Annotated in this window: 19 protein-coding genes; 7 read left to right on the top strand and 12 right to left on the bottom strand. The window is 66.0% G+C overall.

Going from position 1 to position 26,378, the window contains the following annotated elements; all coding sequences use genetic code 11:
• Nucleotides 1-40: 40 nt before the first annotated feature.
• The 3 genes from MUK71_RS03140 to MUK71_RS03130 are packed head-to-tail and all read left to right on the top strand — an operon-like array spanning nucleotide 41 to nucleotide 3,188.
• Nucleotides 41-1,240 (top strand): type III polyketide synthase, encoded by a 1,200-nt coding sequence (locus tag MUK71_RS03140; RefSeq protein WP_227929178.1) that lies wholly within the window; start codon nucleotides 41-43, stop codon nucleotides 1,238-1,240.
• Nucleotides 1,237-1,971: a class I SAM-dependent methyltransferase gene (locus MUK71_RS03135; protein ID WP_227929179.1), complete on the top strand. Its 735-nt coding sequence runs from the start codon at nucleotides 1,237-1,239 to the stop codon at nucleotides 1,969-1,971. Before MUK71_RS03140 ends, MUK71_RS03135 begins: the two co-directional genes overlap by 4 nt.
• A gap of 5 nt (nucleotides 1,972-1,976) precedes the next feature.
• The gene (locus MUK71_RS03130) at nucleotides 1,977-3,188 is read left to right on the top strand and encodes an FAD-dependent oxidoreductase (RefSeq protein WP_227929180.1); all 1,212 of its coding nucleotides are present in this window, start codon (nucleotides 1,977-1,979) and stop codon (nucleotides 3,186-3,188) included.
• 20 nt (nucleotides 3,189-3,208) lie between these two features.
• Here MUK71_RS03130 and MUK71_RS03125 read toward each other — a convergent pair whose 3' ends face one another.
• The 4 genes from MUK71_RS03125 to speB form a co-directional block, all read right to left on the bottom strand.
• Entirely contained in the window at nucleotides 3,209-4,882 is a 1,674-nt protein-coding gene (locus tag MUK71_RS03125) for an MDR family MFS transporter (protein WP_227929236.1), read from the bottom strand.
• A 50-nt stretch (nucleotides 4,883-4,932) separates the two neighbouring features.
• Nucleotides 4,933-5,448, bottom strand: coding sequence for a MarR family winged helix-turn-helix transcriptional regulator (locus MUK71_RS03120; protein ID WP_227905599.1), 516 nt, complete (start codon nucleotides 5,446-5,448; stop codon nucleotides 4,933-4,935).
• Nucleotides 5,449-5,534: 86 nt separating this feature from the next.
• Nucleotides 5,535-7,190 carry a thiamine pyrophosphate-binding protein gene (locus MUK71_RS03115; protein WP_227929181.1) on the bottom strand — a complete coding sequence of 552 codons (1,656 nt, stop codon included), beginning with the start codon at nucleotides 7,188-7,190 and terminating at the stop codon, nucleotides 5,535-5,537.
• Nucleotides 7,187-8,155 carry an agmatinase gene (speB, locus tag MUK71_RS03110; protein WP_227929182.1) on the bottom strand — a complete coding sequence of 323 codons (969 nt, stop codon included), beginning with the start codon at nucleotides 8,153-8,155 and terminating at the stop codon, nucleotides 7,187-7,189. Before speB ends, MUK71_RS03115 begins: the two co-directional genes overlap by 4 nt.
• 119 nt (nucleotides 8,156-8,274) lie before the next feature.
• Between speB and MUK71_RS03105 the strand changes: the two genes are divergently transcribed.
• On the top strand, nucleotides 8,275-9,957 hold the full coding sequence (locus MUK71_RS03105) for an FAD-dependent monooxygenase (protein WP_227929183.1): 1,683 nt from the start codon (nucleotides 8,275-8,277) through the stop codon (nucleotides 9,955-9,957).
• 70 nt (nucleotides 9,958-10,027) lie between these two features.
• Here the strand turns inward: MUK71_RS03105 and MUK71_RS03100 are convergent, their stop codons facing one another.
• Genes MUK71_RS03100 through MUK71_RS03090 form a run of 3 tightly spaced genes read right to left on the bottom strand, consistent with a single transcriptional unit; the run spans nucleotide 10,028 to nucleotide 13,591 of the window.
• Nucleotides 10,028-10,603, bottom strand: a complete 576-nt coding sequence (locus MUK71_RS03100) for a cupin domain-containing protein (RefSeq protein ID WP_227929184.1) — start codon at nucleotides 10,601-10,603, stop codon at nucleotides 10,028-10,030.
• Between the two features lie 3 nt (nucleotides 10,604-10,606).
• A complete protein-coding gene (locus MUK71_RS03095) occupies nucleotides 10,607-11,773 on the bottom strand; it encodes an AI-2E family transporter (RefSeq protein WP_227905607.1) in 1,167 nt (388 codons plus the stop codon).
• A gap of 15 nt (nucleotides 11,774-11,788) precedes the next feature.
• Nucleotides 11,789-13,591, bottom strand: coding sequence for a long-chain-fatty-acid--CoA ligase (locus MUK71_RS03090; protein ID WP_227929185.1), 1,803 nt, complete (start codon nucleotides 13,589-13,591; stop codon nucleotides 11,789-11,791).
• Between the two features lie 338 nt (nucleotides 13,592-13,929).
• On the opposite strand from MUK71_RS03090, the gene MUK71_RS03085 reads away from it, so the two are divergent.
• The 3 genes from MUK71_RS03085 (at nucleotide 13,930) to MUK71_RS03075 (ending at nucleotide 19,143) form a co-directional block, all read left to right on the top strand.
• Nucleotides 13,930-15,063: a VIT1/CCC1 transporter family protein gene (locus tag MUK71_RS03085; RefSeq protein WP_227905611.1), complete on the top strand. Its 1,134-nt coding sequence runs from the start codon at nucleotides 13,930-13,932 to the stop codon at nucleotides 15,061-15,063.
• Between the two features lie 446 nt (nucleotides 15,064-15,509).
• Nucleotides 15,510-17,327, top strand: coding sequence for a BCCT family transporter (locus MUK71_RS03080; RefSeq protein ID WP_227929237.1), 1,818 nt, complete (start codon nucleotides 15,510-15,512; stop codon nucleotides 17,325-17,327).
• A 259-nt stretch (nucleotides 17,328-17,586) separates the two neighbouring features.
• Entirely contained in the window at nucleotides 17,587-19,143 is a 1,557-nt protein-coding gene (locus MUK71_RS03075; protein WP_227929186.1) for an alpha/beta hydrolase, read from the top strand.
• Nucleotides 19,144-19,210: 67 nt separating this feature from the next.
• Here MUK71_RS03075 and MUK71_RS03070 read toward each other — a convergent pair whose 3' ends face one another.
• The 5 genes from MUK71_RS03070 to MUK71_RS03050 form a co-directional block, all read right to left on the bottom strand.
• On the bottom strand, nucleotides 19,211-20,617 hold the full coding sequence (locus tag MUK71_RS03070; protein ID WP_227905831.1) for a sugar porter family MFS transporter: 1,407 nt from the start codon (nucleotides 20,615-20,617) through the stop codon (nucleotides 19,211-19,213).
• 83 nt (nucleotides 20,618-20,700) lie between these two features.
• Complete coding sequence (gene sucD / locus MUK71_RS03065; protein ID WP_227905829.1) at nucleotides 20,701-21,603, bottom strand: succinate--CoA ligase subunit alpha; 903 nt, start codon at nucleotides 21,601-21,603, stop codon at nucleotides 20,701-20,703.
• Between the two features lie 36 nt (nucleotides 21,604-21,639).
• On the bottom strand, nucleotides 21,640-22,809 hold the full coding sequence (gene sucC / locus MUK71_RS03060) for an ADP-forming succinate--CoA ligase subunit beta (protein WP_227905827.1): 1,170 nt from the start codon (nucleotides 22,807-22,809) through the stop codon (nucleotides 21,640-21,642).
• 200 nt (nucleotides 22,810-23,009) lie between these two features.
• The gene (pcrA, locus tag MUK71_RS03055; protein ID WP_227929187.1) at nucleotides 23,010-25,460 is read right to left on the bottom strand and encodes a DNA helicase PcrA; all 2,451 of its coding nucleotides are present in this window, start codon (nucleotides 25,458-25,460) and stop codon (nucleotides 23,010-23,012) included.
• Nucleotides 25,461-25,552: 92 nt separating this feature from the next.
• Nucleotides 25,553-26,356, bottom strand: coding sequence for an inositol monophosphatase family protein (locus MUK71_RS03050; protein ID WP_227929188.1), 804 nt, complete (start codon nucleotides 26,354-26,356; stop codon nucleotides 25,553-25,555).
• Nucleotides 26,357-26,378 lie beyond the last annotated feature (22 nt).

The raw sequence follows: 26,378 nt of genomic DNA, 5'->3' as shown, positions 1-26,378 counted from the left end.
GGGCATTGTGCGGAAGATCACCATCCCCTAAGAATGGACTATGACGGTTACCCTCAGGTCCTTGGAAACTGCAATTCCCCCCACTGTTCTGGTGCAGGATGAAGTCCGCGATACGTTCGCCGCGCAGCCGGGGCTGACCCGGCTGGGCGAACGGCTGGTCCGCACCTGTTTCAATTCCGCTGCCATCGATACCCGGCGCACCGCGCTGGCCGAGCTTTCCCTCAATGACACCTCGGAACACCCTAAGTTTTATGATGCCCGCAGCGGCCTGCTGCTAAGCCCCAGCACCAAGGTCCGCAACGATATATTCGCAGTCGAGGCCACCAAGCTGTTTATTGAAGCCGCCGCGAAGGCCCTGGACGCATGCGCCGGAATTACCGCGGCGGACGTCACCCATGTCATCACCGTCTCCTGCACCGGGTTCTTCAACCCGGGACCGGACTACAAGGTGGTCCGGGCGCTGGGCCTGAACGCCTCGGTGCAGCGCTACCACCTCGGTTTTATGGGCTGCTATGCGGCCTTCCCGGCGATGCGGGCCGCCAAATCCTTCTGCGACGCCGATCCCCACGCCGTGGTGCTGGTGGTCAGCGCCGAACTGTGCTCCTTGCATGTGCGCACCTCCAATGACCCGGATGCCATCATGGGGTCCTCGCTCTTCGCCGACGGCGCGGCGGCGGCCATCATCACTGCCCGCGAAGACCTCCCCGCTTCGGGTCCGGCCATCCGGCTGGACCACTTCGAAACCGTGCTCACGCCCGTCGGCGAGGAAGCCATGGCCTGGAACATCGGCGACGAAGGGTTTGAGATGGTGCTGGGCACCTACGTTCCGCATATCATCGATGATCACATCGTGGGGGCACTTGAGCCCCTGCTGGCACACGACCCGACCGTCAACGGCCGCCCGTACAGCGACATTGAGCATTGGGCCATCCACCCGGGCGGACGCAGCATCCTCGACAAGGTGGAAACCAAACTCGAACTCAGCGAGGAGCAGCTGCACCCGGCGCGGGAAACCCTGCGCACGGTAGGAAACATGAGCAGCGCCACCGTGCTGTTTGTGCTCAAACGCATCCTGGACCTGCCCTTCAATGGCGGTAATGAGCGGATCTGCTCCATGGCCTTCGGGCCCGGACTCACGGTGGAGACGGGGCTGTTCACCCGCGTTGGCGGGCCGGTGCAGCCCGGTTCAGCAGAGCAGGCGGACCGGGCGGCGCCGCTGGGCGTTCCTGCGGCCGTATGACGCCTGGCTTTCCGTCCCTGGCAGAGCGGGCGGTGGACGCGGTGGAGGAAATGGACCGCCCGGACGCCGACCCGCGCCGCCTCGAGCGAACCTATGCCCAGTTCTGGCTCATTAATGCGGTGGTCTCCGGGTGGCGGCGCAACTATGTCCGCTACCTTCGCCCCCTCTTCCGTGAAGCGGGCGGCGGGAGCCTGCTGGACATCGGCTCCGGAGGCGGCGACGTAGCCCGCAGCCTGGCCCGCTGGGCCCGGCGGGACGGCCTCGACGTGGAAATCACCGGAATTGACCCCGATCCCCGGGCCCACGCCTTCGCTTCCGCCCAGCCGGCGGTCAAAGGACTGACCTTCCGTCAGGCCTTCAGTTCCGACCTGGTGGCTGAGGGGCAGGTTTTCGATGTAGTGATCTCCAACCACATGCTGCACCACCTCACCCCGGAACAAATGCAGGCCCTGCTGGCGGATTCACGGCAGCTGGCCCGGCACCTGAGCCTGCACAGCGACATTGAACGCAACCCCTGGGCGTATGCCCTCTTCTCCATCGGGACCCGGCCCTTTTTCCCCGGCTCGTTCATCCGTGCAGACGGACTGACCTCGATCCGGCGCAGCTTTACCCGGGAGGAACTGCTCACGGTAACTCCGCCGGGCTGGCAGGGACGGCAGCACCGACCCTGGCAGAACCTGCTGTTCTGTCCGCCGCCCGGGCGGGTCCCCGGCCTGTCCAAGGAGGCGTGATCCGCGTGGCGACAGCCCCGGCTCCCACGGCGCTCCCATCCCCACTGCCGGACGCGCCGCCGCCCCTCCTGCCGCGGCCTGCTGCCGACGTCGTGATCGCGGGCGGCGGACCGGTGGGAATGTACCTGGCCATCCTGCTGCTTCAGGCAGGGGTATCGGTCCAGGTGCTGGAACAGCGTCAGGTACGCAGCGCGCATTCGCGGGCCATCGGGGTGCATCCCCCGGCGCTGGAATCCCTGGCCCTGGCCGGGATCGCCGGGGCCATGGCCCGGGAAGGGGTGCAGATCAGCCACGGCGAGGCACGCAGCGCGGGACGGACAGTTGCCCGGTTGGGATTCGCCGCTGCTTCGGCCCGTTATCCGTATGTCCTCACCCTGCCGCAGGTGCGCACCGAGGAACTATTGAAGGAGCGGTTGCAGGCACTGGACCCGCAGGCCCTGGTCCGCGGGGCCCGCGTCGAATCCTTCGAGGAGGACGGCCCCTCGGTGCGCGTGCACGGTACCGCAGACGACGGATCCGCCTTCACTTCCACGGCCTCACTGCTGGTGGCCGCCGACGGTGCACGCTCCTCCATTCGCACCGCCCTGGGGACACCGTGGTCCTCGCGGCTGCTTCCGGATACCTATCTGATGGGCGACTTTCCCGATGACACGTCCGACGGCTCGCTGGGCGTGCTGTATCTGGAACCGGAGGGCATAGTTGAGTCCTTCCCCCTGCCCGGAGGCCTGCGCCGCTGGGTGGTGCATACCGATGCGCTGGCCACAGATGCCTCCGCCGCTGATCTGGCGGCCATGGTGCGCCACCGCACCGGGCACCGGCTGGACGCAACGCGGAACTCGATGCTCAGCGCCTTCGGGGTGCGGATTGGCCGCGCCGAACGCCTGGTCCGGGGCCGGACGTTGCTGATCGGTGATGCGGCCCATGTGATCAGTCCCATCGGCGGGCAGGGCATGAACCTGGGCTGGCTGGACGCGGCGGCCGTGGCACCGCTGATCGCCGCTGCCCTGCAGGGCGAACCGGTCGGCACGCGGCTGCGGGGCTTTGAACGGGACCGCCGCCGCGATGCGGTGGTGGCGTCAGCCCAGGCCCGGGTAAACATGATGCTGGGCCGCCCCCTGCCTGTGGGGGTGATGGCCCTGCGCAACGCCGGCCTGGAACGGATGTTCCGCAGCCCGGCGCTGGCCGGAGCAGTGGCGCGCCGGTTCACCATGCAGTAGGTGCCGGCGCGCTTCCCGCCTTACTGTTTCGGGCTCGCGCCCGGGGTCTGTCCGTCGCCCGCGTTTCCGGCGTTGGCCGCCTGCCGGGAAGCCTCCGTTTCCGCTGTGCGGGCGGCCGGAACCGCGGCCATGGCGCCGGTCTGCAGCATTTCGCTGCCTCCGGTCAGGCCCGGTTCCACCGGGCTGGCGGAGGTCGGTTTGATGTCCAGCGTCCGGCGCAGCGCCTGTTCCTTGATGAACAGCACAGCCACCAAAGCGATCACGGCAACGGCCGCTGCGATGCGGAAGATGTCAGCGGTTCCTTCGGCATACGCGATCCGGAAGAACGTCTGCACCTGCGCCGGCAGCTCCGCGATGTCCAGGGTGGCAGTGGTGCCGCCGCCCTCGGTCGGGATGCCCGCATCGGTCAGTTCCCGGGTGACCCGGTTGCTCACCGAACTGGACAGCACGGCGCCCAGGACGGAGACGCCGATGGCGCCGCCAACCGTGCGGAAGAAGGCCACCGAGGCGCTGGCGGAGCCGACTTCGGTGACTTTCACCGTGTTCTGCACGGCGAGGACCAGGTTCTGCATCAGCAGGCCCATGCCGACACCGAGGATAAAGATGAACAGGCTGACCAGGACCATCTCGGTTTCGTGGTCAATAATGCCCGCGAGCCCGGTACCGAGAATGACCAGAAGGGTACCGATGATCAGGTAGCGCTTCCATTTGCCGAACCGGGTGATCAGCAGGCCCGATCCCACGGACCCGAGCAGGTTGCCGGCAATCATGGGCAGCATCAGCAGGCCGGCTTCGGTGGGGGTGAAGCCGCGGGCCAGCTGGAAGTACTGGCCGAGGAAGGTGGTGGAACCGAACATGGCGATGCCCACGGCCACGGAGGCGATGATGGCCAGGGCGGTGGTGCGCTGGGAGATGATCTTCAGCGGAATGATGGGTTCGGGAACCTTGGACTCAACGAACACCAGCAGGGCCAGCAGGACCACCGAGCCGCCCACCATGGCGGCCGTTTCCCAGGACCACCACTCGTAGTAGCCGGCCTTGCCGGCGAAGGAGACCCAGATCAGCAGCAGCGAGATTCCTGCGGTGAGCAGGATGGAGCCCAGCCAGTCGATCCGCGCCGGGCGCCGCACGTGCTCCAGGCGCAGGGTGATCTGCAGCAGGACCAGGGCGACGACGGCGAGGGGAACGCAGAGGAAGAAGGTCCAGCGCCAGCCCAGCGGGCTGTCCACAATGAAGCCGCCCAGCAGCGGGCCGCCCGCAGTGGCCACGGCCATCACGGCACCCATGTACCCGGAGTACCGGCCGCGTTCGCGCGGCGGAATGATGGATCCGATGATCGCCTGTGCCAGTGCCGTGAGTCCGCCCATGCCGAGGCCCTGGATCACGCGGGCTGTCAGCAGCAGCTCCATGTTGTGCGAGAACCCGGCCAGCACCGAACCGGCCACGAAGACCACGATGCTCAGCTGCACCAGCAGCTTTTTGCTGAACAGGTCAGCGAGCTTGCCCCAGATCGGCGTGCTCACCGCGTTGGCCAGCAGCGCCGCGGTGACCACCCAGGCGAAGTCCGTCTGGGTTCCATGCAGTTCACCCATGATGGTGGGCAGTGCATTGGCCACGATGGTGGTGCTCAGCATTGCCGTAAAGAGGGCGGCGAGCAGGCCGGTGAGGGCCTGCAGGATCTGGCGGTGGCTCATCTCGCCGGGTACGTGTTTTGTCCTGGCTGTCTTTGCTGTCTTGGTTTCGGTCACTTAGCTGTTTGCTCCTGCGGAGTAGGCATGGAATCGGACGCGCCAGGTGTTGAACGGGACGTACCGGCGGTGCGGAAGGAAGAAAAGAGAGTGTCGGAGAGTGCCCCGATAGAGTTCGATGCCGTCTGGGCCTGCTCCTCGGTCCAGTCGGAGAGGGTTTGCTGCAGGATGGCTGCCCGGTGTGCCAGGGCCTGCGCCAGGACTGTTTCCCCCAGTTCGGAGAGGCTGATGAGGTAGGCACGGCGGTCCTGGGGGTGCGGGCGGCGCCGGACATAGCCAAGCTCTTCCAGCTCGGCGACGTGGCGGCTCAGTCCTGCCGGCCCGATGCCCAGTTTGGCTGCGAGCTCGGTGGCCCGCAGTTCACCGTCTTCGGCGATCATGCGCATGACGCCCTGCGATGCCACCCCGGGTCCCCCGCTGTCGGCGCTGAGCTGGGTGACGCACCGCAGGGCCCGTTGAAGGGCGAAGACTTTCCGGGTCAGGTCTTCCGCCGTTGCCTGCTGCACGGGCATGGGATTCCTCCGGACGGATCGATAGTTGACCTAGGCAACTATACGCCGGAATTTGACTAGGTCAACTAACTAAACGCCACGGAACGCTAGGCCAGATGGGTGGGGGCGAAAAGTCCTATCCGTGCCTCCACCACCACAACGTTGGGGCCCTCCGCAGTGAAGGACTCCTCGAGGGCTTCACGGATACCTGCGGGTGAACAGCGGCGGGCCGGAACCCCGAAGGATTCGGCGAGCTTCACAAAGTCCGGCCGCGCCAGCTCCGTTGCCGTGGCCTTGCCAAAGGCGTCCTCCATGTATTCGCGCAGGATCCCGTACCCGCCGTCGTCGACAATCAGCCAGGTCACGGCGGCGTCGTGCTGGCGGGCGGTGGCCAGCTCGGCTATGGAGTACATTGCGGAGCCGTCCCCTGACACCGCCAGCACCCGCTCCCCCAGGCCGAGGGCCCCGCCGATGGCGCCCGGGAAGCCGTACCCGAGTCCGCCGGCGCCCTGGGCGGAGTGGAACTGCCCGGACCGGGCGTCCCAGCAGCTCCAGGCCCAGTACGCGGAAATGGTCATGTCCCAGTAGGTCTGCATTGCATCCGGAACGGCGGCCCGGATATCGGCCATGAACCGGCGCTCCAGGGCGAGGTCCTGGGCATCCAGCCGTGCCTGCACCCGGTCCAGGGCCGCGGCGACCGCTTCCCGGGCGGTCTGTCCGTGCCAGTCCGGGAGTTCGGCTGCGGCCGCAGGCAGTGCAGCATCAAGTGCTTCCAGTGCCTGCCGTGCATCGGCGCGGATGCCAAGGGCCGGTGCGTTGGACTCCAGCACCCGCGGTTCGGCGTCGATCTGGATGATCCGGCCGCGCGGTGCCATGGTGAAGTAATTGGAGGTCACTTCACCCAGCGAGGACCCGATGACCAGCAGCACGTCAGCGTCCTCCAGCAGGTCGGTCATATGCCGGTCCTCCATCCACGACTGCAGGGACAGGGGATGTTCCCAGGGGAAGGCACCATTGCCGCCCGGGGTACAGATCACCGGCGCGTGGAGTTTCTCGGCGATCGAGAGCAGGGACTGCCCGGCCCCGCTGCGGCGCACTCCCCCGCCGGCAATAATGGCCGGACGCCGGGCACCGGACAGCCACTGAACGGCTTCCTTCACCAGTTCACTGCGCGGAGGATTGTCGAATGGCTCGGCCAGGGCGTCCTCCACCGCCGGCACCAGCACGGGATTCAGCAGGACGTTTTGCGGCACCTCGATCCACACCGGACCCATCGGGGAGGAGATGGCCTCGGTCCAGGCATCCTGGATGGCGGACGGAATGCCGGAAGCGTGCTGGATCAGCCGCTGGCTCTTGGTGACGTTGGCAGCGGAGGCCTTCTGGTCATCGAGCTGGTGCAGCATGCCCCTCCGCCGGGCGCCCAGCCCCTCGATCGGCAGCTGGCTGGCCACCACAATCAGGGGTACACCGGTGGCATAGGCTTCCTGCAGGCCCGCCAGCGCGGTCAGTGCCCCGGGGCCGGTGGACAGGAACACCACCCCCACCTGTCCGGTGGCCCGGGAAAAGCCGTCGGCTGCGAAGGCTGAGTTGTTTTCCACCCGGGAGGAAATGAACTCCAGCCGCGAGCGGGACAGGGCGTCAAAGAGTCCCAGCGCGTGCTGGCCGGGAATCCCGAACACCTTCGTGGCGCCCAGGGCTTCGAGTGTTTCCACCACCAGGTCGCCGCCGTTGCGGGCAGGTGCGGTGCCGGCTCCGGCGCTCATGCGGAAAGCCCCATCAGGGTGATCAGGTCATAGGCGACATGCGAGGCCGCCACGGCGGTGATATCGGCATGGTCGTAGGCGGGGGCGACTTCGACGACGTCGGCCCCCACCAGGTTCAGTCCGCGTAGTCCGCGCAGGATCTCCAGCAGTTCCCGGCTGGTCAGGCCTCCGGCTTCGGGAGTGCCGGTTCCCGGGGCGTGGGCCGGGTCCAGGACGTCAATATCCACGGAGATATAGAGCGGCCGGTCGCCGATCCGCTCCCGCAGTTTCGCCACCACCTCATCCACCCCCTGGCGGAGGACGTCGGAGGACGTCACGATGCCAAAGCCGAACCGTCGGTCCTCTTCGAGATCCTTCTTGCCGTACAAGGGCCCCCGGGTACCCACATGGGACAGGGCGTCGGTGTCCAGGATGCCTTCCTCCACGGCCCGGCGGAACGGGGTTCCGTGTGTGTATTCGGCGCCGAAATAGGTATCCCAGGTGTCCAGGTGTGCATCAAAGTGCAGCAGGGCCACCGGGGTCCCGGCGCGTTCTGCAGCGGCGCGGAGCAGCGGGAGGGCAATGGTGTGGTCCCCGCCCAGGGTCAGCAGTCTCGCCCCTCCGCCGGTCAGGTCCAGGGCGTTCTGCTGCACGGTCTCAATGGCCTCATGAATGCTGAACGGGTTCACCGCCATGTCACCGGCGTCCGCCACCTGCAGGTTTCCAAACGGTGATGCGTCGAGCGCCGGATTGTAGGGGCGCAGCAGGCGGCTTGCTTCCCGGACATGGTTGCCGCCGAACCGTGCGCCCGGCCGGTAGGAGACGCCACTGTCAAAGGGCACACCCACCACGGCCACATCGGTGCGCTCCACCTGGTCCAGCCGGGGCAGCCGGGCAAATGTGGCAGCGCCGGCGTAGCGCGGAACCAGCGCAGCATCCACCGGACCGGTGTTGCCGTTGGCGCTGACGCGGGGAAGGTTGTCCATGGGGTTCTCCGGATCCGGCGCGGGCGTCGTTGCCCGCACCCCTGTTATCTGTAGGTAATCAAAAGTTTACCGAAAGGCTAAAGTGGAACTGCGCTCAGGGTCAAGACTAGGCTGAGAGCATGGCGGCCCACGATAACAGCGCAGACCCTTCCTTCGACGTCGACGTCCTGATTGTCGGCGCCGGCCCTACCGGCCTGGCTCTGGCCGCCCAGCTCAGCGCTTTCGGCGCGAGTTTCCGCATTATTGACCGGCGGCAGACACCGGGTACCGAGTCGCGTGCCATTGCCATCCAGCCGCGCACTCTCGAAGCACTGCGCCCCTTCGGTATTGGTGATGAACTGGCCGCGGCGGGCCACCCGGCACGGCAGCTGCAGCTGCACCTGCCCGAGGAAACCCTGAATGTGGACCTCTTCGATTCCGGACTGGAGGACTCCGCCTACCGGCAGCTGCTGTTCCTCTCCCAGACGGAAACCGAACGCATCCTCACGCAGTACCTGCTCTCACGCCGGGTGCGGATTGAGCGCGGCGCCGAGCTCCAGGACCTCGAACGCCTGGACCCGGAAGACCCGTTTGCCGGCATGGAAGCCAAGATCCAGCGCATGGACCGCGGCATCGAACGCATCCGCGCCCGTTATGTGGTGGGAGCGGACGGTGCCAACAGCACGGTGCGCGCGAAGGCCGGCATGGACTGGCGCGGTACGGCCTACCCGGACACCTTCATCCTGGCGGACGTCGAGGTTGACGGCGTGGAGCCCGACACCGTGCACTCCTACCCCACTGAGGACGGCTTCCTTTTCCTCTTCCCGCTCGGCGGCCCGGCCACCTGGCGGATGATTGGCATCAAACCGCGCGGGGACAACTCGCCAACCACCCTGGAGACGCTCCAGAAGCTGGCCGACACCTTCACCCGCGGAGAACTGCAGGTACGCGATCCGCAGTGGATCAGCACCTTCCGGCTTTCCCACCAGGTGGCGGAGTACTTCCAGCGAGGTTCCGTGTTCCTGGCCGGCGATGCCGCGCACGTGCACTCCCCCGTGGCGGCGCAGGGCATGAACACCGGCATCCAGGACGCACTGAACCTTGGCTGGAAACTTGCCCTCGGCTCCCGGGGCCTGGCCAGCGATGACCTGATCGACAGCTACGACGCCGAGCGGCGGCCCGTGGGCCGGGATGTGGTCTCCGCGACGGACCGGATCTTCAAGCTCGCCACCAGCCGCAGCGGCCTGGCGAAACTGCCGCGTACCAAGCTTCTGCCCGCGCTCGCCCCGAAGGTCATGGACTGGGACGGGCTGCGTTCGCGCCTCTTCCGGACCATGTCGCAGCTGAACGTTAATTACCGCGGCTCGGACATGGTGCAGTCCGGCACCTCCCGCCTGCCGGGTTTGCTGGCCTCCGGTCCGCGCCCCGGTGACCGGATGCCGGATGCCGATGTGATCCACCAGGGCCGCGAACGCCGGCTTCAGGACCTCGCGGTTGCGCCGGGCTTCACGGTGCTGCTCTGCGGCCCGGGATGGCCGCAGGACGCCGCCGAGCAGATCCAGGCATCACTGCCCCGCCTGGCCGGGCTGCTGCACGTGAAGCAGCTGATGACAGGCAGCAGCCTGATCGCCGGCGGGCCCGGCATCATCCAGGATGTCAGCGGCCTCGCGTTCCACCGCCTGGGCCTGAGCTCACGCCGTCCGGAACTGCTGGTCATCCGCCCGGACGGCTACGTTGGCTACCGGACTGCGGGCCGGGACCTGTCCGGTGCGCTCAGCTACCTGGCAGACCTTACGGCCGCAGCTGAGCCGGCACGGGTCTAGCAGGCCGGGACAGCCTCCGGCCCGGGTCCAGGCGGAAGGTACCCAGCGCCGACCCGGCAGCGGAACGCGCTTACGCGCTGCCGGGTCCAACCAGGGTCCACAGCACTACGGCCTCCCTGCTGCCGGGGTTATGCCAGGAGTGCGGTTCCCTGCCGGGAAAGGTGACGGTATCCCCGGCAGCCAGATCCAGTCTCTCGCTGCCCAGAATCAGCTGGAAACGGCCCTGAACCACGTGCAGCACTTCGACTTCGCAGTCCACGGAATACAGGTCTGCTTCTCCGGTGCCGCCGGGTTCAATGACGGAGCGGACCACTTGGACCCGGCGCTCGGTGCGCGCCGTGACCAGGCGTTCCACAATCCCGTCGCCTCCCAGGCTGATCCGCGGGGCGTCCTCCCAGCGGGTCAGATTAATCTGGGGGGCCGAAAAGAGGTCTCCGATGGAGATCGAGAGCACCTGGCACAACGTCACCAGGGACGCCACGGACGGTGAGGTCAGATCCCGTTCCACCCGGCTGAGGAAGCCCTTGGTCAGGCCGGTTGCCTCGGCCACCTGTTCAATGGTCATCCTGCGGGCCTGCCGGGCGGCACGGATGCGCACGCCGATGGCAACCGGCGCGTTGGTAGGTTCTACGGGCAGGGCCTTCACGCGTCAGCTCTCCGCGGATTCCATTTCGGGCTGTTCCTCGGGATCAGGGATCTCAGCCAGCTCCTCGATGTCCTCACCGTTGTCTTCCCCGGTCCACACCTTGATGACCGCCCAGCCGACGGCCGTGATGGGTACCGCCAGGATGGCGCCGATAATCCCGGCCAGGATGGTTCCGGCGGTCAGGGCCAGGAGGATGACCAGGGCATGGATGCTCAGGGATTTACCCATCACCACGGGCTGCAGGAAGTTTCCTTCGATCTGGTTCACGGCAATGATCACCACCACCACCACCAGCGCCACCACGGGGCCGTTGGCTACAAGCGCAATCAGGGCGGCGAACACTCCGGCCGCCGTTGCACCCACCAGCGGAATGAAGGAACCGACGAAGACGATCACTGTCAGTGGCAGGGCCAGCGGGACCTGCAGGATGAACAGGGCCGCACCGATGCAGACCGAGTCCACCAGTGCCACGATGGCGGTGCCCCGGATGTAGCCGCCGAGGACTTCCATGACCCGGAAGCCGGAGATGCGGGCCTTTTCGCGCCGGTCTTCGGGGAACCACCGCAGGAAGAACGCCCAGATCCGGTCCCCGTCCTTCAGGAAGTAGAACAGCACCACGGCCATCAGGAGGAATCCGGTGATAAAGGACGTCGCTGCTGACAGGCCCGCGATTGCCCCGTTACTGACGGTGCTGCTGGTGGCGAAATCGATCGCCGCGTCCCGGGCGTCCCTGAGCATGTTGTCATCGATCGGCAGGGGGCCGTTCAGGATGAAGTCATAGAGCTTGTCGAAGCCCTGGACTGCCTGGTCCACCAGGGAAGACCACTCGCTGCGAATGGCAAAAACAATGCCCGTCACCAGGCCGCCGAAGATCGCCAGCAGCAGCAGGAAGGACAACCCCGTAGCCAGTGCACTGGGCCATCCCTTACGACGCAGCCAATTCACGAAGGGAGCGATCGCCGCCCCCAGGATGAGGGCAAGAAGGACAGGGATCACCACCAGCGTGATCTGCCGGAGCCCGTACACGGACACTGACACGAGCACCAGGATCAGCAGGATCTGTGCCGCACGCTGTGCGGCATGCCCCAGCGGGCCGCTCCAATACCGGCCGGGCCTGGTGTGGTCGGCTTCGGCAGGCCGGTCCTTCCGCTGCGTGCTTGATGCGCTCATGTCCGCTCTCTCTGCTCAGGGCTGTTTCGGGGCACCGGCAGGACCGGCGTCAGGATTGACGGGCGCAGTGCCCTGGTCGGGTGTAGCGGACGATCCGTCGATGCCGTTCTGCAGGTTATCGCGCACATGCCGGCGCAGGACCTTGCCGATCAGCGAACGCGGCAGTTCCTGGATTTCCACGATGCGCCGCGGGACCTTGTAGGCGGCCAGTTCATTGCGCACATAGGCACGCAGCCCTTCGGCATTGAATCCCGAGCCGGGCTTGAGCACCACGGCGGCCACCACGTCCTCGCCGCCTCCGGTCCGGGCCATGCCCACCACCGCGGCATCATCCACGGACTCGTGCCGCTTCAGGGCGTCCTCCACTTCGGACGGGGAGACGTTGAAACCGCCGGTAATGATCAGTTCCTTGATCCGGTCCCGGATGGTGACAAATCCGTCGTCGTCCATGGACACAATATCGCCGGTGCGGAACCAGCCGCCCTCAAGCAGCGCCGCTTCGGATTCCCGGGGCTTGTTCCAGTAACCGCCAAAGACCTGCGGGCCCTTGATCAGCAGTTCGCCGGGCGTGCCGTACTGCACCTCCACGGTGGGATTCTCCGGATCCACAATGCGGATATCGGTCTCGGGGAAGGGCACACCCACGGTGCCGGGCTTGCGGCTGGGACCGAAGGGGTTACCCAGCGCCACAGGGGAGGTTTCGGTCAGCCCGTAACCTTCGATCAGGTGCCCGCCGGTTGCCGCTTCCCAGGTTTCCACCGTTTTCGGCGGCAGGTTCATGGCTCCGGAGATGGCGAACCGGACACCCTTGAGCGAGACGCCCTGTTCCGCTGCGGCAGCCGCGAGCCGGTCGTAGATGGGCGGTACTGCCGGCAGGAAGGTTGCGGGCGTTTTCTTCATGGCCTGCAGGGTGAGGTCCACATCAAACTTCGGGAACAATACCAGGCGGGCGCCCATGCTCATGGCAAAGGTCAGGCTCAGCGTCAGGCCGTAGGCGTGGAACATCGGCAGCACGGCATAGACGGTTTCCTTGCCGGGGCGCAGGCCCTGCACCCAGGCGCGGCCCTGCGCGGCGTTCGCCATCAGGTTGGCGTGCGAGAGCATTGCCCCCTTCGGATCGGCCGTGGTGCCGCTGGTGTACTGGATGGCCGCCAGGTCCGAGGACTCCGGACGCGGGTGCCGGCGGCGCAGCGGCCGGGTGTCCAGCAGCGTCTTCCAGGTCAGCACCTTCCGTGCCCCGCTGCGCGGCCGTTTGTCTGCCGTCAGCGCGGCGCGGGCCGTGCGGGCCTTGGCAACCGGCAGCTTCAATGCCAGCCGGTTGCTCAGCGGCATGGCTTCGATCAGGCCAACGGAAATGATGGTGTGCACCGGGATGTCCGCGGGCAGGTCCTGGATCTGCTGGACGGTCTTGTCCCAGACAATGGCCACAGTGGCGCCGTGGTCTTCGAACTGGTGCCGCAGCTCACGGTCGGTGTAGAGGGGGTTGTGCTCCACCACTACAGCGCCCAGCCGCAGGATGGCGTAGAACGCCACGACATGCTGCGGGCAATTGGGCAGCACCAGCGCCACCCGGTCCCCCTTGCGTACACCCAGCTTCTGCAGTCCCGCCGCTGCCCGGCGGATCTGTTCACCCAGCTCGGCGTAGCTGGTGGTGGCACCAAAGAACTGCAGCGCGGTTTTGGAACCGTATTTACGTACCGACGTCTCCACCATGTCCACCAGGGAACCCTCGGGAAGGCTGAAACTTGTCAGGACCCCGTCGCTGTAGTGGCGGGTCCATGGACGGTCCGGATCCGGGACAGGAAAGTTATTGCTCACGTAATTGACTTTAGCGCCTGCCCGGCTTTGCCTTAAGCTGCTGTGTCTTGGCCCAAACCGTGCCTTACCGCGAGCCGGCGGGTTTTGCACACCGGGATCGACTACACTTGGGCGTCGAAGGGGAGTAGCTCCGGCCGGGTCTGTGTTCTGAACGATGTCTGAAGTGATGTCTGGGATGGCGCAGCCTGTCAGCCCGAGGCCTGTCGACACACTGGACGCTGCGGCGTCCCGGCAGTCCACCCGCCGGCATCAGCGGCGGGCGAGCGAGACCTTCGGTCAGAAGAGTCGTAGCTAAGCTGGCCGGATCCCCATGCGTTCCGGTCCCTGTCAGGAGCACCGTGAACCCCTCCCCCTCGCCGGACCGTTCAGGCGAAAGCCCGCACCAGCCGACGGCGGCCGATAAGAAACGCTGGCGCCAGTACCTGGCCGATGAGCAGGCCGAAGCAGCCACCTACCGTTACCTTGCTGAACGCCGCGAGGGCGAAGAGCGGGACATTTTGCTGGCCCTCGCCGAAGCGGAGGGACGCCATGAAGAGCACTGGCGCAGCCTGCTGGGCGACGACGCCGGCCGGCCGCTGCGCCCCTCCCTCCGCAACCGGATGCTGGGCCTGCTGGCCCGCCGGTTCGGTTCGGTGTTTGTGCTGGCCCTTGCCCAGCGGGCGGAGGGCCGGTCTCCGTATTCCCAGGACCCGAATGCCACCAGCGCCATGGCCGCTGATGAACAGATCCATGAGGAAGTGGTCCGCGGTCTGGCAACGCGGGGCCGGACCAGGCTGTCCGGTAACTTCCGCGCGGCGGTGTTCGGCGCCAATGACGGCCTGGTGAGCAACCTTGCCCTCATTATGGGCATCGGCGCCACCGGGGTCTCCAGCACCTTCATCCTGATCAGCGGTCTGGCCGGCCTGCTGTCCGGCGCCTTGTCCATGGGTGCCGGCGAATACGTGTCCGTGCGCTCCCAGCGCGAACTTCTGGACGCCTCCCGGCCCACGCAGATCACGCTTTCCGCCGCGAAGTCACTGGACATTGATGCCAATGAGCTGGTGCTGGTCTACCGCGCCAGGGGCATGTCCAAGGAAGCGGCCGAGCACCGGGCGGCCGAGCGGATGGGACTTTTCAGCTGCGACTGTGATCCGAGCTTCTCACTGAATCCCGAGGCTGACGACGCCGGGGAGGCCCGGGACCAGCACGAGTCCGTGGGCACGGGCCTCGGCGCTGCCGCGTCGAGCTTCTGCTTCTTCGCCTCCGGCGCCGTCATCCCGGTACTCCCGTACCTGTTCGGCCTGACCGGCCTGACCGCCGTTGTCCTCTCCTGCGTACTGGTGGGTCTGGCACTGCTGATGACAGGCGCCGTCGTGGGTCTGCTGTCCGGTGCTTCCCCGCTCAAGCGGGCCCTGCGGCAGCTTGCCATTGGCTTCGGTGCCGCGGCCGCAACCTACCTGCTGGGTATGTTCTTCGGCACCACCGCACTCTAGGTCCGGGACCCGTCCGGCGGGCCGGCCACCACTACCGGCATGCTGCCACAGCCTGTTCGGCGCGCGTTGCCGGGCACGGAAATGGAACCAGCCGATTTGACTTGCAACGAAGCCGCCCGCAACGTTGAAAGGAACACACTCGCGAATTATGTAAAGGGACGCAGAGGTCCGGCCGCGTTGCTTTTAAGAAATCCGGCGGACTGTGGGCGGTACTCTGAGCCCCGCCGCCGGGAGTGGTTGCCTTTCTGCCTGCCCCGGGTCCGTCACAAGGACCCGGCCCTTTGCGCTGACATAAGGAAAGGCCTATGGCTACCACAGAAGGTCCGCCGCGCGACTCCGCAATGCACGACGGTGATCCCGCGTCCTCACGGCTCGCCATCACCATCGATGAAACCACCACGTCCTCCCTCCCGGTGGTGGAGCAGGAACACGAACTTGTCCAGCTGATGATTGAGGGGCAACGCGCGCAGGAGAAGGCACTCAGCCGCGGTGTACCCGCGAAACTGGACAAGCTGCTCTTTGCCGTCACCGGTGTCCTCGCCCTGGCATTTATTGCGTGGGGCTTCTTCGGAACGGACAACCTTTCCGCCGTCTCCCAGACGGCGCTTGACTGGGTGATCACCAATGCCGGCTGGTTCTTCGTCCTGCTGGCTTCGTTCCTCGTGGTGTATGTCATCTGGCTGGCCGTGGGCCGGTTCGGCCGCATTCCGCTGGGCCAGGACGGCGAGGAACCCCAGTACAAGACCGTGTCCTGGATAGCCATGATGTTCTCCGCCGGCATGGGCATCGGCCTGATGTTCTACGGCGTCGCAGAACCGCTGTTCTACTACATCTCCCCACCGCCGGGCACGGTGGATGCCCAGACCCCGGAAGCGCTGCAGACCGCTATGGGAACCTCGCTGTTCCACTGGGGCCTGCACCCCTGGGCCATGTACGCCGTGGTGGGTATTGCCATGGCCTACGGCACCTACCGGCTGGGCCGCAAGCAGCTGATCTCCTCCGCCTTCACCTCGCTCTTCGGCGCCAAGCGCGTGGACGGCCCGCTGGGCAAGGTCCTGAACATCTTCGCGATCTTCGCGACGCTCTTTGGCACCGCCGCTTCCCTGGGCCTCGGCGCCCTCCAGATCGGCAGCGGCCTCCAGGCCACCGGCTTCCTGGGTACGGTGGGCACACCCATTCTGGTGGCCATTGTCGCCGTCCTCACCGGCTGTTTTGTGGCCTCCGCCGTGTCCGGCATTTCCCGCGGCATCCAGTGGCTGTCCAACATCAACATGGTCCTGGCTTTCGTCCTCGCCGCGATCATCTTCGTGGTGGGCCCAACCCTGTTCATACTCAACGTGGTTCCCGCTGCCATTGGCGACTACGCCGCGAACATGGCCCAGATGGCTTCCCGGACCGAAGTGACCGGCGATGAAGCCATGCGCGCCTGGCTCTCCAGCTGGACCATCTTCTACTGGGCCTGGTGGCTCTCCTGGACGCCGTTCGTGGGTATGTTCATCGCCCGGATCAGCCGCGGGCGCACCATCCGGCAGTTTGTTACCGGCGTCCTGCTGGTGCCCTTCGCCGTCAGCGTTGTCTGGTTCTCCGTCTTTGGCGGCGCGGCCATCGGCACCCAGCAGGAAGCAGCGGCCAATGGATCCGAGGGGCTGGTCACCATGGTGGACGGGGAACCCACCATTTCCTTCGACGGATCGCTCTTCGATCTCTTCGCTGCCCTGCCGATGCCGAATCTGCTGGCCGGCGCCGTCGGCGTTCTGGCCATGATCCTCATCGCAATCTTCTTCGTCACCGGAGCAGACTCCGCATCCATCGTGATGGCCTCAATGAGCTCCAACGGCGCGGAAACCCCGCCCCGTGCCGTCGTCGTCTTCTGGGGAATCCTTACCGGTGGCGTGGCGGCAGTGATGCTGCTGGCCGGCGGCGACGAACCTGCCGAGGCATTGGACGGCCTGCAGCGAATCACCATTGTGGCGGCTTTGCCCTTTGCCGTGGTGATGTTGCTGCTAACCGTGGCACTGGTTAAGGACCTGGCCAGGGATCCGCTTTCGCTGCGGCGCAAGCTCGCGGTATCCGTTGTCGGCCGTGCCATTCAGGCCGGCGTGGAGGAGCACGGTTCCTCCTTCGACCTGCACACCACCGAGCATGACGAACGCCAGGAGCCGGCAGCATCCAACAACGGTGTGGTGCCGGCCGATAGCGCGGCCTCCAAGAGCGCGGCGCCAGAGGGCACAGACCGCGACGGCGGTGCCCGCGGCGGCAAGTAGCCGCAGGCAAGCACCGAGAATCATCCCGGAATGCCCCCGCACCATAGGTGCGGGGGCATTCTGTCTGCCTGAAACCGTCCATGCCGTACCGGCGTCCTCTAAACCACTGACCATCGCAGCACAATAGACAACGCCAAAAAGGACGCCACTATCGGTTCAATATGTTGCACAAAGCTTGTGCCCCCGCCGGCCTCTCCATAGTCTGCGGGAAGTTACCAGTCGGTAACCAATCTTCTTCCCCACGGACAATGAGGTCATTATGAGGAAACACCTGGGCGTTTTGGCGGTTGCCGCAGCTTTGCTGGGCCCCACACTGGCTGCCGTACCCGCTGTGGCAGCACCGGCTGCCCCCACTGCTGCGGCACCGGCAGCGCGCACCGACGTCGTCGTCACCAGCTTTGACGGCACGCCTATCCATACCAATTTCTTCCCTGCCACAGGGCTCGCCGCCGGGCAGCAGGCCCCTACCGTGATGGTGGGGCCCGGATTCGGGCTTCCCGGCGGACGCCTGCCGGCCACCTCCACCAGCACCCTGATCGGCTCCATCGGCATCGCGCCGCTGCGGGAAGCCGGGTACAACGTGGTCACATGGGACCCGCGCGGGTTCGGCCTCAGCGGCGGTGAGGCCTATGTCAACAACCCCGCTTATGAGGGCCGGGACGGATCGGCCCTCATTGACTACATCGCAGCGCAGCCGGAAGCGAGCCTGGACGCCCCGGGGGATCCTGTGCTGGGCATGGCCGGGGCATCCTACGGCGGCGGCATCCAGTTTGTCCTCGCCTCTCAGGACCAGCGGGTGGACGCGATCACGCCCACCATCGCCTGGAATGACCTGACCACCAGTCTCTACAAGGCGGGCTCCTTCAAGAGCGGTTGGGGTGCCCTGCTCTGTGCCGAAGGTACGGCACTGGGCCAGCTGGGTTCGCTGGTGGGAAACCAGGGCGCCCTGGCCGCTCCGGTCCGGAAGGCCTGCAGGGAAGGGCTGACCTATCCAAACCAACTCAGCGCCGAATCCATTGCCTACTTCGAGTCGCTGACTCCGGAAAGTATGTTCACCTCCATTACTGCTCCCACGCTGATCATCCAGGGCACTGCGGATACGCTGTTCACCCTTGATGAGGCCACCCGGAACTATCGCCTGATCAGCAGCACCGGCACCCCCACCAAGATGCTGCAGTTCTGCGGCGGCCACGGCTTGTGCAACTCCGCGGCCGGTCCGGACCGGATTACCCCGGCGGTGCTGAACTGGTTCAGTAAATACCTCCGGGACCAGCCGGTGGACACCGGAGCCGCTTTCGAGTTCATTGATCAGCACGGCGTCACCCGGGCTGCTCCGGGCTACCCGGAAGCCACCGGCTCCCTTACGGGTGCGGGGCGGGGATCCATGCTCCTCTCCCCCGCCGCCGTCAGCGGCGCAGTGGTAGCGGCTGCGGTTGCACCGGTAGCAGTCAACGTACCGATTACCTCACCGGCGGTCACCACTTCGGTCTTCGGGGCGCCGCAGCTGACGCTCACCTACAGAGGGTCAGCCCGGCAGGGCAGCACCCACGTTTACGCGCAGATCATAGATAAGGCCCGAGCTTCCCTGGTGCTGGGCAACCAGGTGACGCCGGTGCCGCTGGTCCTGGACGGCAAAGAACACACCGTGACCCTGCCATTGGAAGAGGTGTCCTACACCGTAACGTCCGCCAGCAGGCTGGTGCTGCAGGTTACGCCGGCCACGTCCGTCTACGCGCCGCCGAAGGCCACCGCGCTCACCAGCTTCACTGCGTCGGTGACGGTGCCCACGGTCGCGGCATACCCTGCCGTTCCCTAGGGGATCTTGGAAAGGCGGAAGGGACCCTGCAGCGTGCAGGGTCCCTTCCGTTGTGCGTCTGCGCGGGCTACTTGGTGCCGGCGGCGCGGAGCTGTTCCTCCACCTGTTCCAGGCTCTGGCCGCGGGTTTCCGGGACGTACCGGCGGACAAACAGCAGGGCCAGGATCCCGAGCACCACAAAGATAAAGAAGGTGTTGGAGATGCCGATGGCAGCCATCAGGATCGGGAAGGAGAATCCAACGGCAAAGTTGGTCATCCACTGCACAAAGACCGACATGCCGATGCCGAGCCCGCGGACCTTCAGCGGGAAGATCTCGGAGAGCATCAGCCAGGTGACCGGCGATACGGCGCCCTGCTGGAAGGCCAGGAACGTCACGGTCAGGGCCAGGATGAGGTACCCGCGGAGGCTGCCCTCGGCCACAGTCAGGGACACGATCCCGATCAGCAGCAGGGAGGATGCGGTGCCGACGAGGCCGGTCATCAGCATTCGGCGGCGCCGGACCCGCCCCAGGAGCCAGATGCCGACACAGGCTGCGGCCACGGAGACCACGCCGTTGGCGATGTTGGCCGTGAGGGCCGCTTCCGTACCGAATCCTGCATTGGCGAGGATCTGCGTGCCGTAGTACATGATCGCGTTGACGCCGGTGATCTGCTGGACGATGGACAGGCCCATGCCGATCAGCAGCACCCGCATCAGCCACGGTTCGGCGAAGTCACGCAGGCTCCCGGCGGAGGCAGACTCCTTCTCCGCGAGTCCGCGCACCTCGTTGTACTCCGACTCCGCCGCTTCCGCGCTGCGGATACGGCGCAGGGCGGTAAGGGTTTCCGCGAAACGGCCCTTGGAGGCCAGCCAGCGCGGGCTTTCGGGCACAAACGCGATACCGATCCACAGCGCGATGGCAGGGAGGGTGGCCACCACGAGCATCCAGCGCCAGACGCCCTGATCCTCACCCCAGATGTTGCCGATCACCGCGTTGGCGATGAAGGCAACCAGCTGGCCGGTAACAATCATCAGCTGGTCGCGGGTCACCATCTGGCCACGCCGTTCAGCGGGAGCCAGTTCGGCCAGGAACAGGGGCACCAGCGCCGAAGCGCCGCCCACTGCCAGCCCCAGCACGATCCGGGAGATCACCATCACGGCAATGGTGGGCGCCAGCGAGGTACCCAGCGTACCCAGCAGGAACACGACGGCGAGTCCCATCAGCACGCGGCGGCGACCAAACCGGTCGGTCAGCTTGCCGGAGATGGCACCGCCAAACGCCGCGCCGAAGAGCAGGCTGGAGGTGATGAGGCCCTCGGTGAACGGGGTCAGGCCCAAATCGTCCTGCATGTATGGCAGTGCGCCGTTGATGACGCCGGTGTCATAACCGAACAGGAAACCGCCAAGGGTGACAATCCAGGAGGCGCGGCGCAGGGCCCGTTTATGCCGGGATGCGCCGGCCTTGCCGGGACCGTTTGTTACTGAGGTGGACATGTCTAACTTTCTAACCGGATCAGTACGCACAAAACCCCCGTCCCGCGGAATGTATCCGCGGGACGGGGGCGTGCGTGGTGGAACTAGAGGGCTGCGTAAACTTCGCGCAGCAGGGTGGCGGTCTCGGACGGCGTCTTGCCGACCTTGACGCCGGCAGCCTCGAGGGCTTCCTTCTTGGCCTGGGCGGTTCCGGCGGAACCGGAGACGATGGCGCCTGCGTGGCCCATGGTCTTGCCTTCGGGAGCCGTGAAGCCTGCCACGTAGCCGACAACCGGCTTGGTGACGTTGGCCTTGATGAACTCGGCTGCGCGCTCTTCGGCGTCGCCGCCGATTTCGCCGATCATCACGATCGCCTTGGTTTCGGGATCCGCTTCGAACGCAGCCAGGGCGTCGATGTGGGTGGTGCCGATAACCGGGTCGCCGCCGATGCCGATGGCGGTGGAGAAGCCAAGATCGCGCAGTTCGTACATCATCTGGTAGGTCAGGGTCCCGGACTTGGACACCAGGCCGATGGGGCCCTTGCCGGTGATGTTGGCGGGCGTGATGCCGACCAGTGCTTCACCGGGGGTGATGATGCCGGGGCAGTTCGGGCCGATGATGCGGGTGACCTGGTTGCCGTCGGCGTCCACCTTGGACTGGGCGTGGGCCCAGAACTCGGCGGAATCCTGTACGGGGACGCCTTCGGTGATGACCACAACGAGGCCGATGCCGGCGTCGATGGCTTCCATGACGGCGTCCTTGGTGAAGGCCGGCGGCACGAAGACGATGGAGACATCGGCGTCGGTCTTGTCGATGGCCTCGGCAACGGTGCCGAAGACGGGCAGTTCAACGTCGCCGTGGGTGACGGTGGTGCCTGCCTTGCGGGCGTTGACGCCGCCGACAACCTGGGTGCCGGCCTTGAGCATCAGGGCGGTGTGCTTGGTGCCTTCGCCGCCGGTGATGCCCTGAACGATGACCTTGGAGTCCTTGTTCAAGTAGATAGACATAGGTGGATTCTCTCTTCTAGGTTTCGACAGGCTCGGTTAGCGAGCGGCGTGAGCGAGCTCGGCGGCCTTGTCGGCGCCTTCGTCCATGGTGGTGGCCAGGGTGACCAGCGGGTGGTTGGCCTCGGCGAGGATGCGGCGGCCTTCCTCGACGTTGTTGCCGTCGAGACGGACAACCAGCGGCTTGTTGGCTTCGTCGCCCAGGATTTCCAGGGCCTTGACGATGCCGTTGGCGACGGCGTCACAGGCGGTGATGCCGCCGAAGACGTTGACGAATACGGACTTGACCTGGGAGTCATTCAGGATGACGTCCAGGCCGGCGGCCATGACGGATGCCGAGGCTCCGCCGCCGATGTCCAGGAAGTTGGCAGGCTTGACGTTGCCGTGCTTTTCGCCGGCGTAGGCCACCACGTCGAGGGTGGACATCACCAGACCGGCGCCGTTGCCGATGATGCCAACTTCGCCGTCCAGCTTGACGTAGTTGAGGTCGTTTTCCTTGGCCTTGGCCTCGAGCGGATCAGCGGCGTCCTTGTCCTCCAGCTCGGCGTGGCCGGGCTGGCGGAAGTCTGCGTTCTCGTCGAGGGACACCTTGCCGTCGAGGGCAACGATGTCACCGGCGCCGGTGCGGACCAGCGGGTTGACCTCAACCAGGGTGGCGTCTTCCTTGGTGAAGACGTCCCACAGCTTGATGATGGCGTTGATGACTCCGTCGCGCAGCTCGGGTGCGAACCCGGCGGCGTCGACGATCTCTGCAGCCTTGGCGGAGTCGATGCCGACGGCCGGATCAACGGCCACGCGGGCCAGGGCGTCGGGACGCTCCACGGCCAGCTGCTCAATCTCCATGCCGCCTTCAACCGAGCACATGGCCAGGTAGTTGCGGTTGGCGCGGTCCAGCAGGACCGAGAAGTAGAATTCCTCGGCGATATCGGCACCCTGGGCAATCATCACCTTGTTAACGGTGTGGCCCTTGATGTCCATGCCGAGGATGTTGGACGCGTGCTCGAAAGCCTCATCGGCGGTCTTTGCGACCTTTACGCCGCCGGCCTTGCCGCGGCCACCAACCTTGACCTGTGCCTTGACGACAACGACGCCGCCGATCTTCTCAGCAGCAGCTTTGGCTTCTTCAGGAGTGTGCGCCACGATTCCGGCAAGCACGGGTACACCGTGCGCCTCAAACAGATCGCGCGCCTGATATTCAAACAGGTCCACGGGCTAGTGTCCTTCTACGTCGAAGTAGGTTTACATTCGATCTGACGATCGCAGAGCAGATGCATCCAGCCGGTCTGCTCCATTGGGAACTTTAGTCCCTCGGCGCTTGGCGCCGATCACAGACTACCCCTTTAGTGATGAAGCACACACTTCTATCGTTTGTAGAAATGAGGGGGCCTGCGCTATGACAGGCGTCTCTTTCAGGACTCCTTCGTCAGGGGCGCATAGCGCAGCAGCAGGCGTTTTTCGCCAATGTCGAATTTCACCTTGGCTACCGTTTTATCCCCGGCGCCTTCCACCGCGAGCACCGTGCCGTGCCCGAAGGAGGTGTGGTTGACCTTGTCGCCCGCGGCTACGGAAATGACTTCCTTCTGCGGCTGTACGCGCCCCATGGCCTTGGCCACCGGGGCGTTGGCTGTACTGCCGCCGGTTCCCATCGGTGCACCGGCGCCCCAGGATGATCCGCCGTAGCGGCTGGAGGTGATGCTGCCTCCGCCGCCCCACGTGGGCCGGTCCATCCCCTCGCGCTTCCACTCGATCAGTTCGGCCGGGACCTCGCCGACAAACTGGCTGGCGGGGTTGTACTGGCTCTGCCCCCACATGCTGCGCACCTCGGAGCGGGTGAGGTAAAGGCGCTGCCGGGCGCGGGTCAGGCCCACGTAGGCCAGGCGGCGTTCCTCGGCGAGCTCGGCCGGGTCGGTGGCGGAGCGCTGGTGCGGGAAGAGTCCCTGTTCCATGCCGGTCAGGAACACCACCGGGAACTCCAGGCCCTTGGCCGTGTGCAGGGTCATCAGGGTGACCACGCCCTGGCGGCGGGACTCCTCGACGGCGGCTGCAACCTCCTCGGCGGAGCCCTCCGGGGCGTCAGGAATGGAATCGGCGTCGGCGACGAGGGAAACCTGTTCCAGGAATTCTCCCAGGGACCCCTCGGGGTTGTCCCTCTCGTATTCGCGGACCACGGCAACCAGTTCGGCGAGGTTCTCCACCCGCGATTCGTCCTGCGGGTCATTGCTGGAGCGCAGCTGGGCCAGGTAGCCGGTCTGCTCCAGCACGGCTTCCAACGCGGCGGCAGCTCCTGATCCGGATGCTACCTCGGAGAGGTCGTCGATCAGCTTCACAAAGCCGTTGATCGCGTTCAGGGACCGGGTGGCCAGCCCCGGCGCCTCATCGGCACGGCGCAGGGCAGCCATAAAGGAGATCCGCTCCCGTTCGGCCAGGGCCGCCACGGAGTATTCCGCGCGGTCGCCGATCCCGCGCTTGGGTTCGTTGAGGATGCGGCGCAGGTTCACGACGTCGTCGGAATTCACCAGCACGCGCAGATAGGCCAGCGCGTCCTTGATTTCCTTGCGTTCGTAGAACCGGGTGCCGCCAACCACCTTGTAGGGCAGGCCAACGCGGACCAGGACGTCCTCCAGGGACCGGGACTGGGCATTGGTCCGGTAGAAGACGGCGACGTCGCCGGGGCGCAGGTTTTCCTCGTCCTGCAGGCGGTCGATCTCCTCGGCGATAAAGCGGGCTTCCTCGTGTTCGTTCTCGCCCACGTAGCCGATGATTTTCTCGCCGTCGCCCTCGGCAGTCCAAAGGCGTTTCTCCGGCCGGTTCGGGTTCCGCTGGATCACGGCGTTGGCCGCGTTGAGGATGGTCTGGGTGGAACGGTAGTTCTGCTCCAGCAGGATGGTCCGCGCACTCGGATAATCCTTCTCGAAGTCATTGATGTTGCGCACATCGGCACCACGGAAGGCATAGATGGACTGATCTGAATCGCCCACCACGGTCAGCTCTGCCGGCGGAATCTCCAGTGCGTCGCCGTCGGTGCCCACCAGTTCGCGGACCAGGGCGTACTGGGCGTGGTTGGTGTCCTGGTACTCGTCCACCAGGATGTGCCGGAAGCGGCGCCGGTAGTATTCGGCGACACCAGGGAACGCGCGGAACATAAAAACCGTCTGGGCAATCAGGTCATCAAAGTCCATGGCATTGGCCTGGCGCATCCGCTGAGCGTAGCCCTTATAAACCTCCGCCACGGCGGATTCGAACGGATCGGCGTGGTTGGCCGATTCGGCGTAGGACTCCTCGTCGATCAGTTCGTTTTTCAGCGCCGAGATCTTGTGCATGATCGACTTCGGCGTGAACCGCTTGGGGTCAAGGTCCAGGCCCTTGGCCACCAGGGTGACCAGCCGCAGCGAGTCAGCAGAGTCGTAGATGGAGAAGTTGGAGTTCATCCCCACCGTTTTGGCTTCCCGGCGCAGGATCCGTACGCAGGAGGAGTGGAAGGTGGAGATCCACATGGTCTTGGCGACGCCGCCCACCAGCGATTCGATCCGCTCACGCATTTCCGCGGCGGCCTTATTGGTGAAGGTGATGGCGAGGATCTGGCCGGGGTTGGACCGTCCGGTGGCCAGCAGGTACGCGATCCGGTGGCTGAGCACCCGGGTTTTGCCGGAGCCTGCGCCGGCCACAATCAGCAGCGGCGAACCGCTGTGCTTCACCGCTTCCTCCTGTTGCGGGTTCAGGCCCTGCAGCAGGTCTGCGGCACGGCTTTCATCTGCGTAGGAGGAGCCCCGCCGGGCATTTTGGGCGTCCGGCGCTTTGGCGGCGGGTACCGGTTCGTTGGTGCGGGGTGCGGGAAAGAGTGGATCAAAGAGGTAGTCCATGATGGCTTTAAGTCTAGGCGCTGCGGCTGACATTCCGGTGAGGGGCGGTTTGCGCCCCTCAGCTGCGGGGAAGGGTATGGGCCGGACGCGGGTCAGGCGGAGGTCAGCGCGCCGTGGATCTCGCGCACAGCGGCGGCGGTGCCGGCAATATGCCAGCGGAAGCCGTTCACCTCGGCGACGGCGGTGCTGCCGCCGGCAGCGAGGACAATCGCCTTGCCCGGCAGCCAGTCCCATTCCGGACAGCTGTGCTGGAACCAGGCACCGAACTGGCCGGCAGCCACACGAACCAGGTCACAGGACCCGGAGCCCATCATCCGGATCGTGGCGGCCCGGGACGCGGCTGCCGTCCAGGGGCCGGCAACTTCCGGGCGCAGCAGCCAGGTCGGGTGGATGTAGGTCCCGGCCGAGATGCGGTTCAGCGGCTCATCCTCGGGCCAGGTAACCGGTTCCCCGTTCCGGGTGGCCGGATATCCCCTGCCGCCCAGCCAAAGCTGTTCTTCCTGCGGCTGGTAGACGGCGCCCAGCAGCACCTCAGGATCGCCGTGGACGTCGTGCGGACCCGGATCGGCGCGCAGCGCGAGGGCAGAGCACCAATACGTTGAGCCGGCAAAGAAGTTGTAGGTGCCGTCCACCGGGTCAATAACCCAGGAGCGGCCGGAGGTGCCGTTTCGGCTGGCGCCTTCCTCCCCCACAATCCCGTCCTCGGGCCGCAGCTCGCGCAGCCGCTTCACCACCAGCGCTTCGGCCTCACGGTCTGCTGCGGTCACTACGTCGGACACGGAGGTCTTCTCACTGGCGGTCAGCCCCTCCATGCGCATGCGAAGGGCGAGCTGTCCGGCGTCCCGCACCAGATCGGCGGCCAGGGCGAAATCTTCAGGGCTTGCTACGGGGTCCATAGCCCCAGCGTAGCTTCCGGTC

The sequence above is a fragment of the Arthrobacter zhangbolii genome, from assembly GCF_022869865.1.
GTDB lineage: Bacteria > Actinomycetota > Actinomycetes > Actinomycetales > Micrococcaceae > Arthrobacter_B > Arthrobacter_B zhangbolii.
The sequence above is the reverse complement of the archived record's forward strand: the minus strand, read 5'-3'. Positions and strand labels throughout refer to the sequence as shown.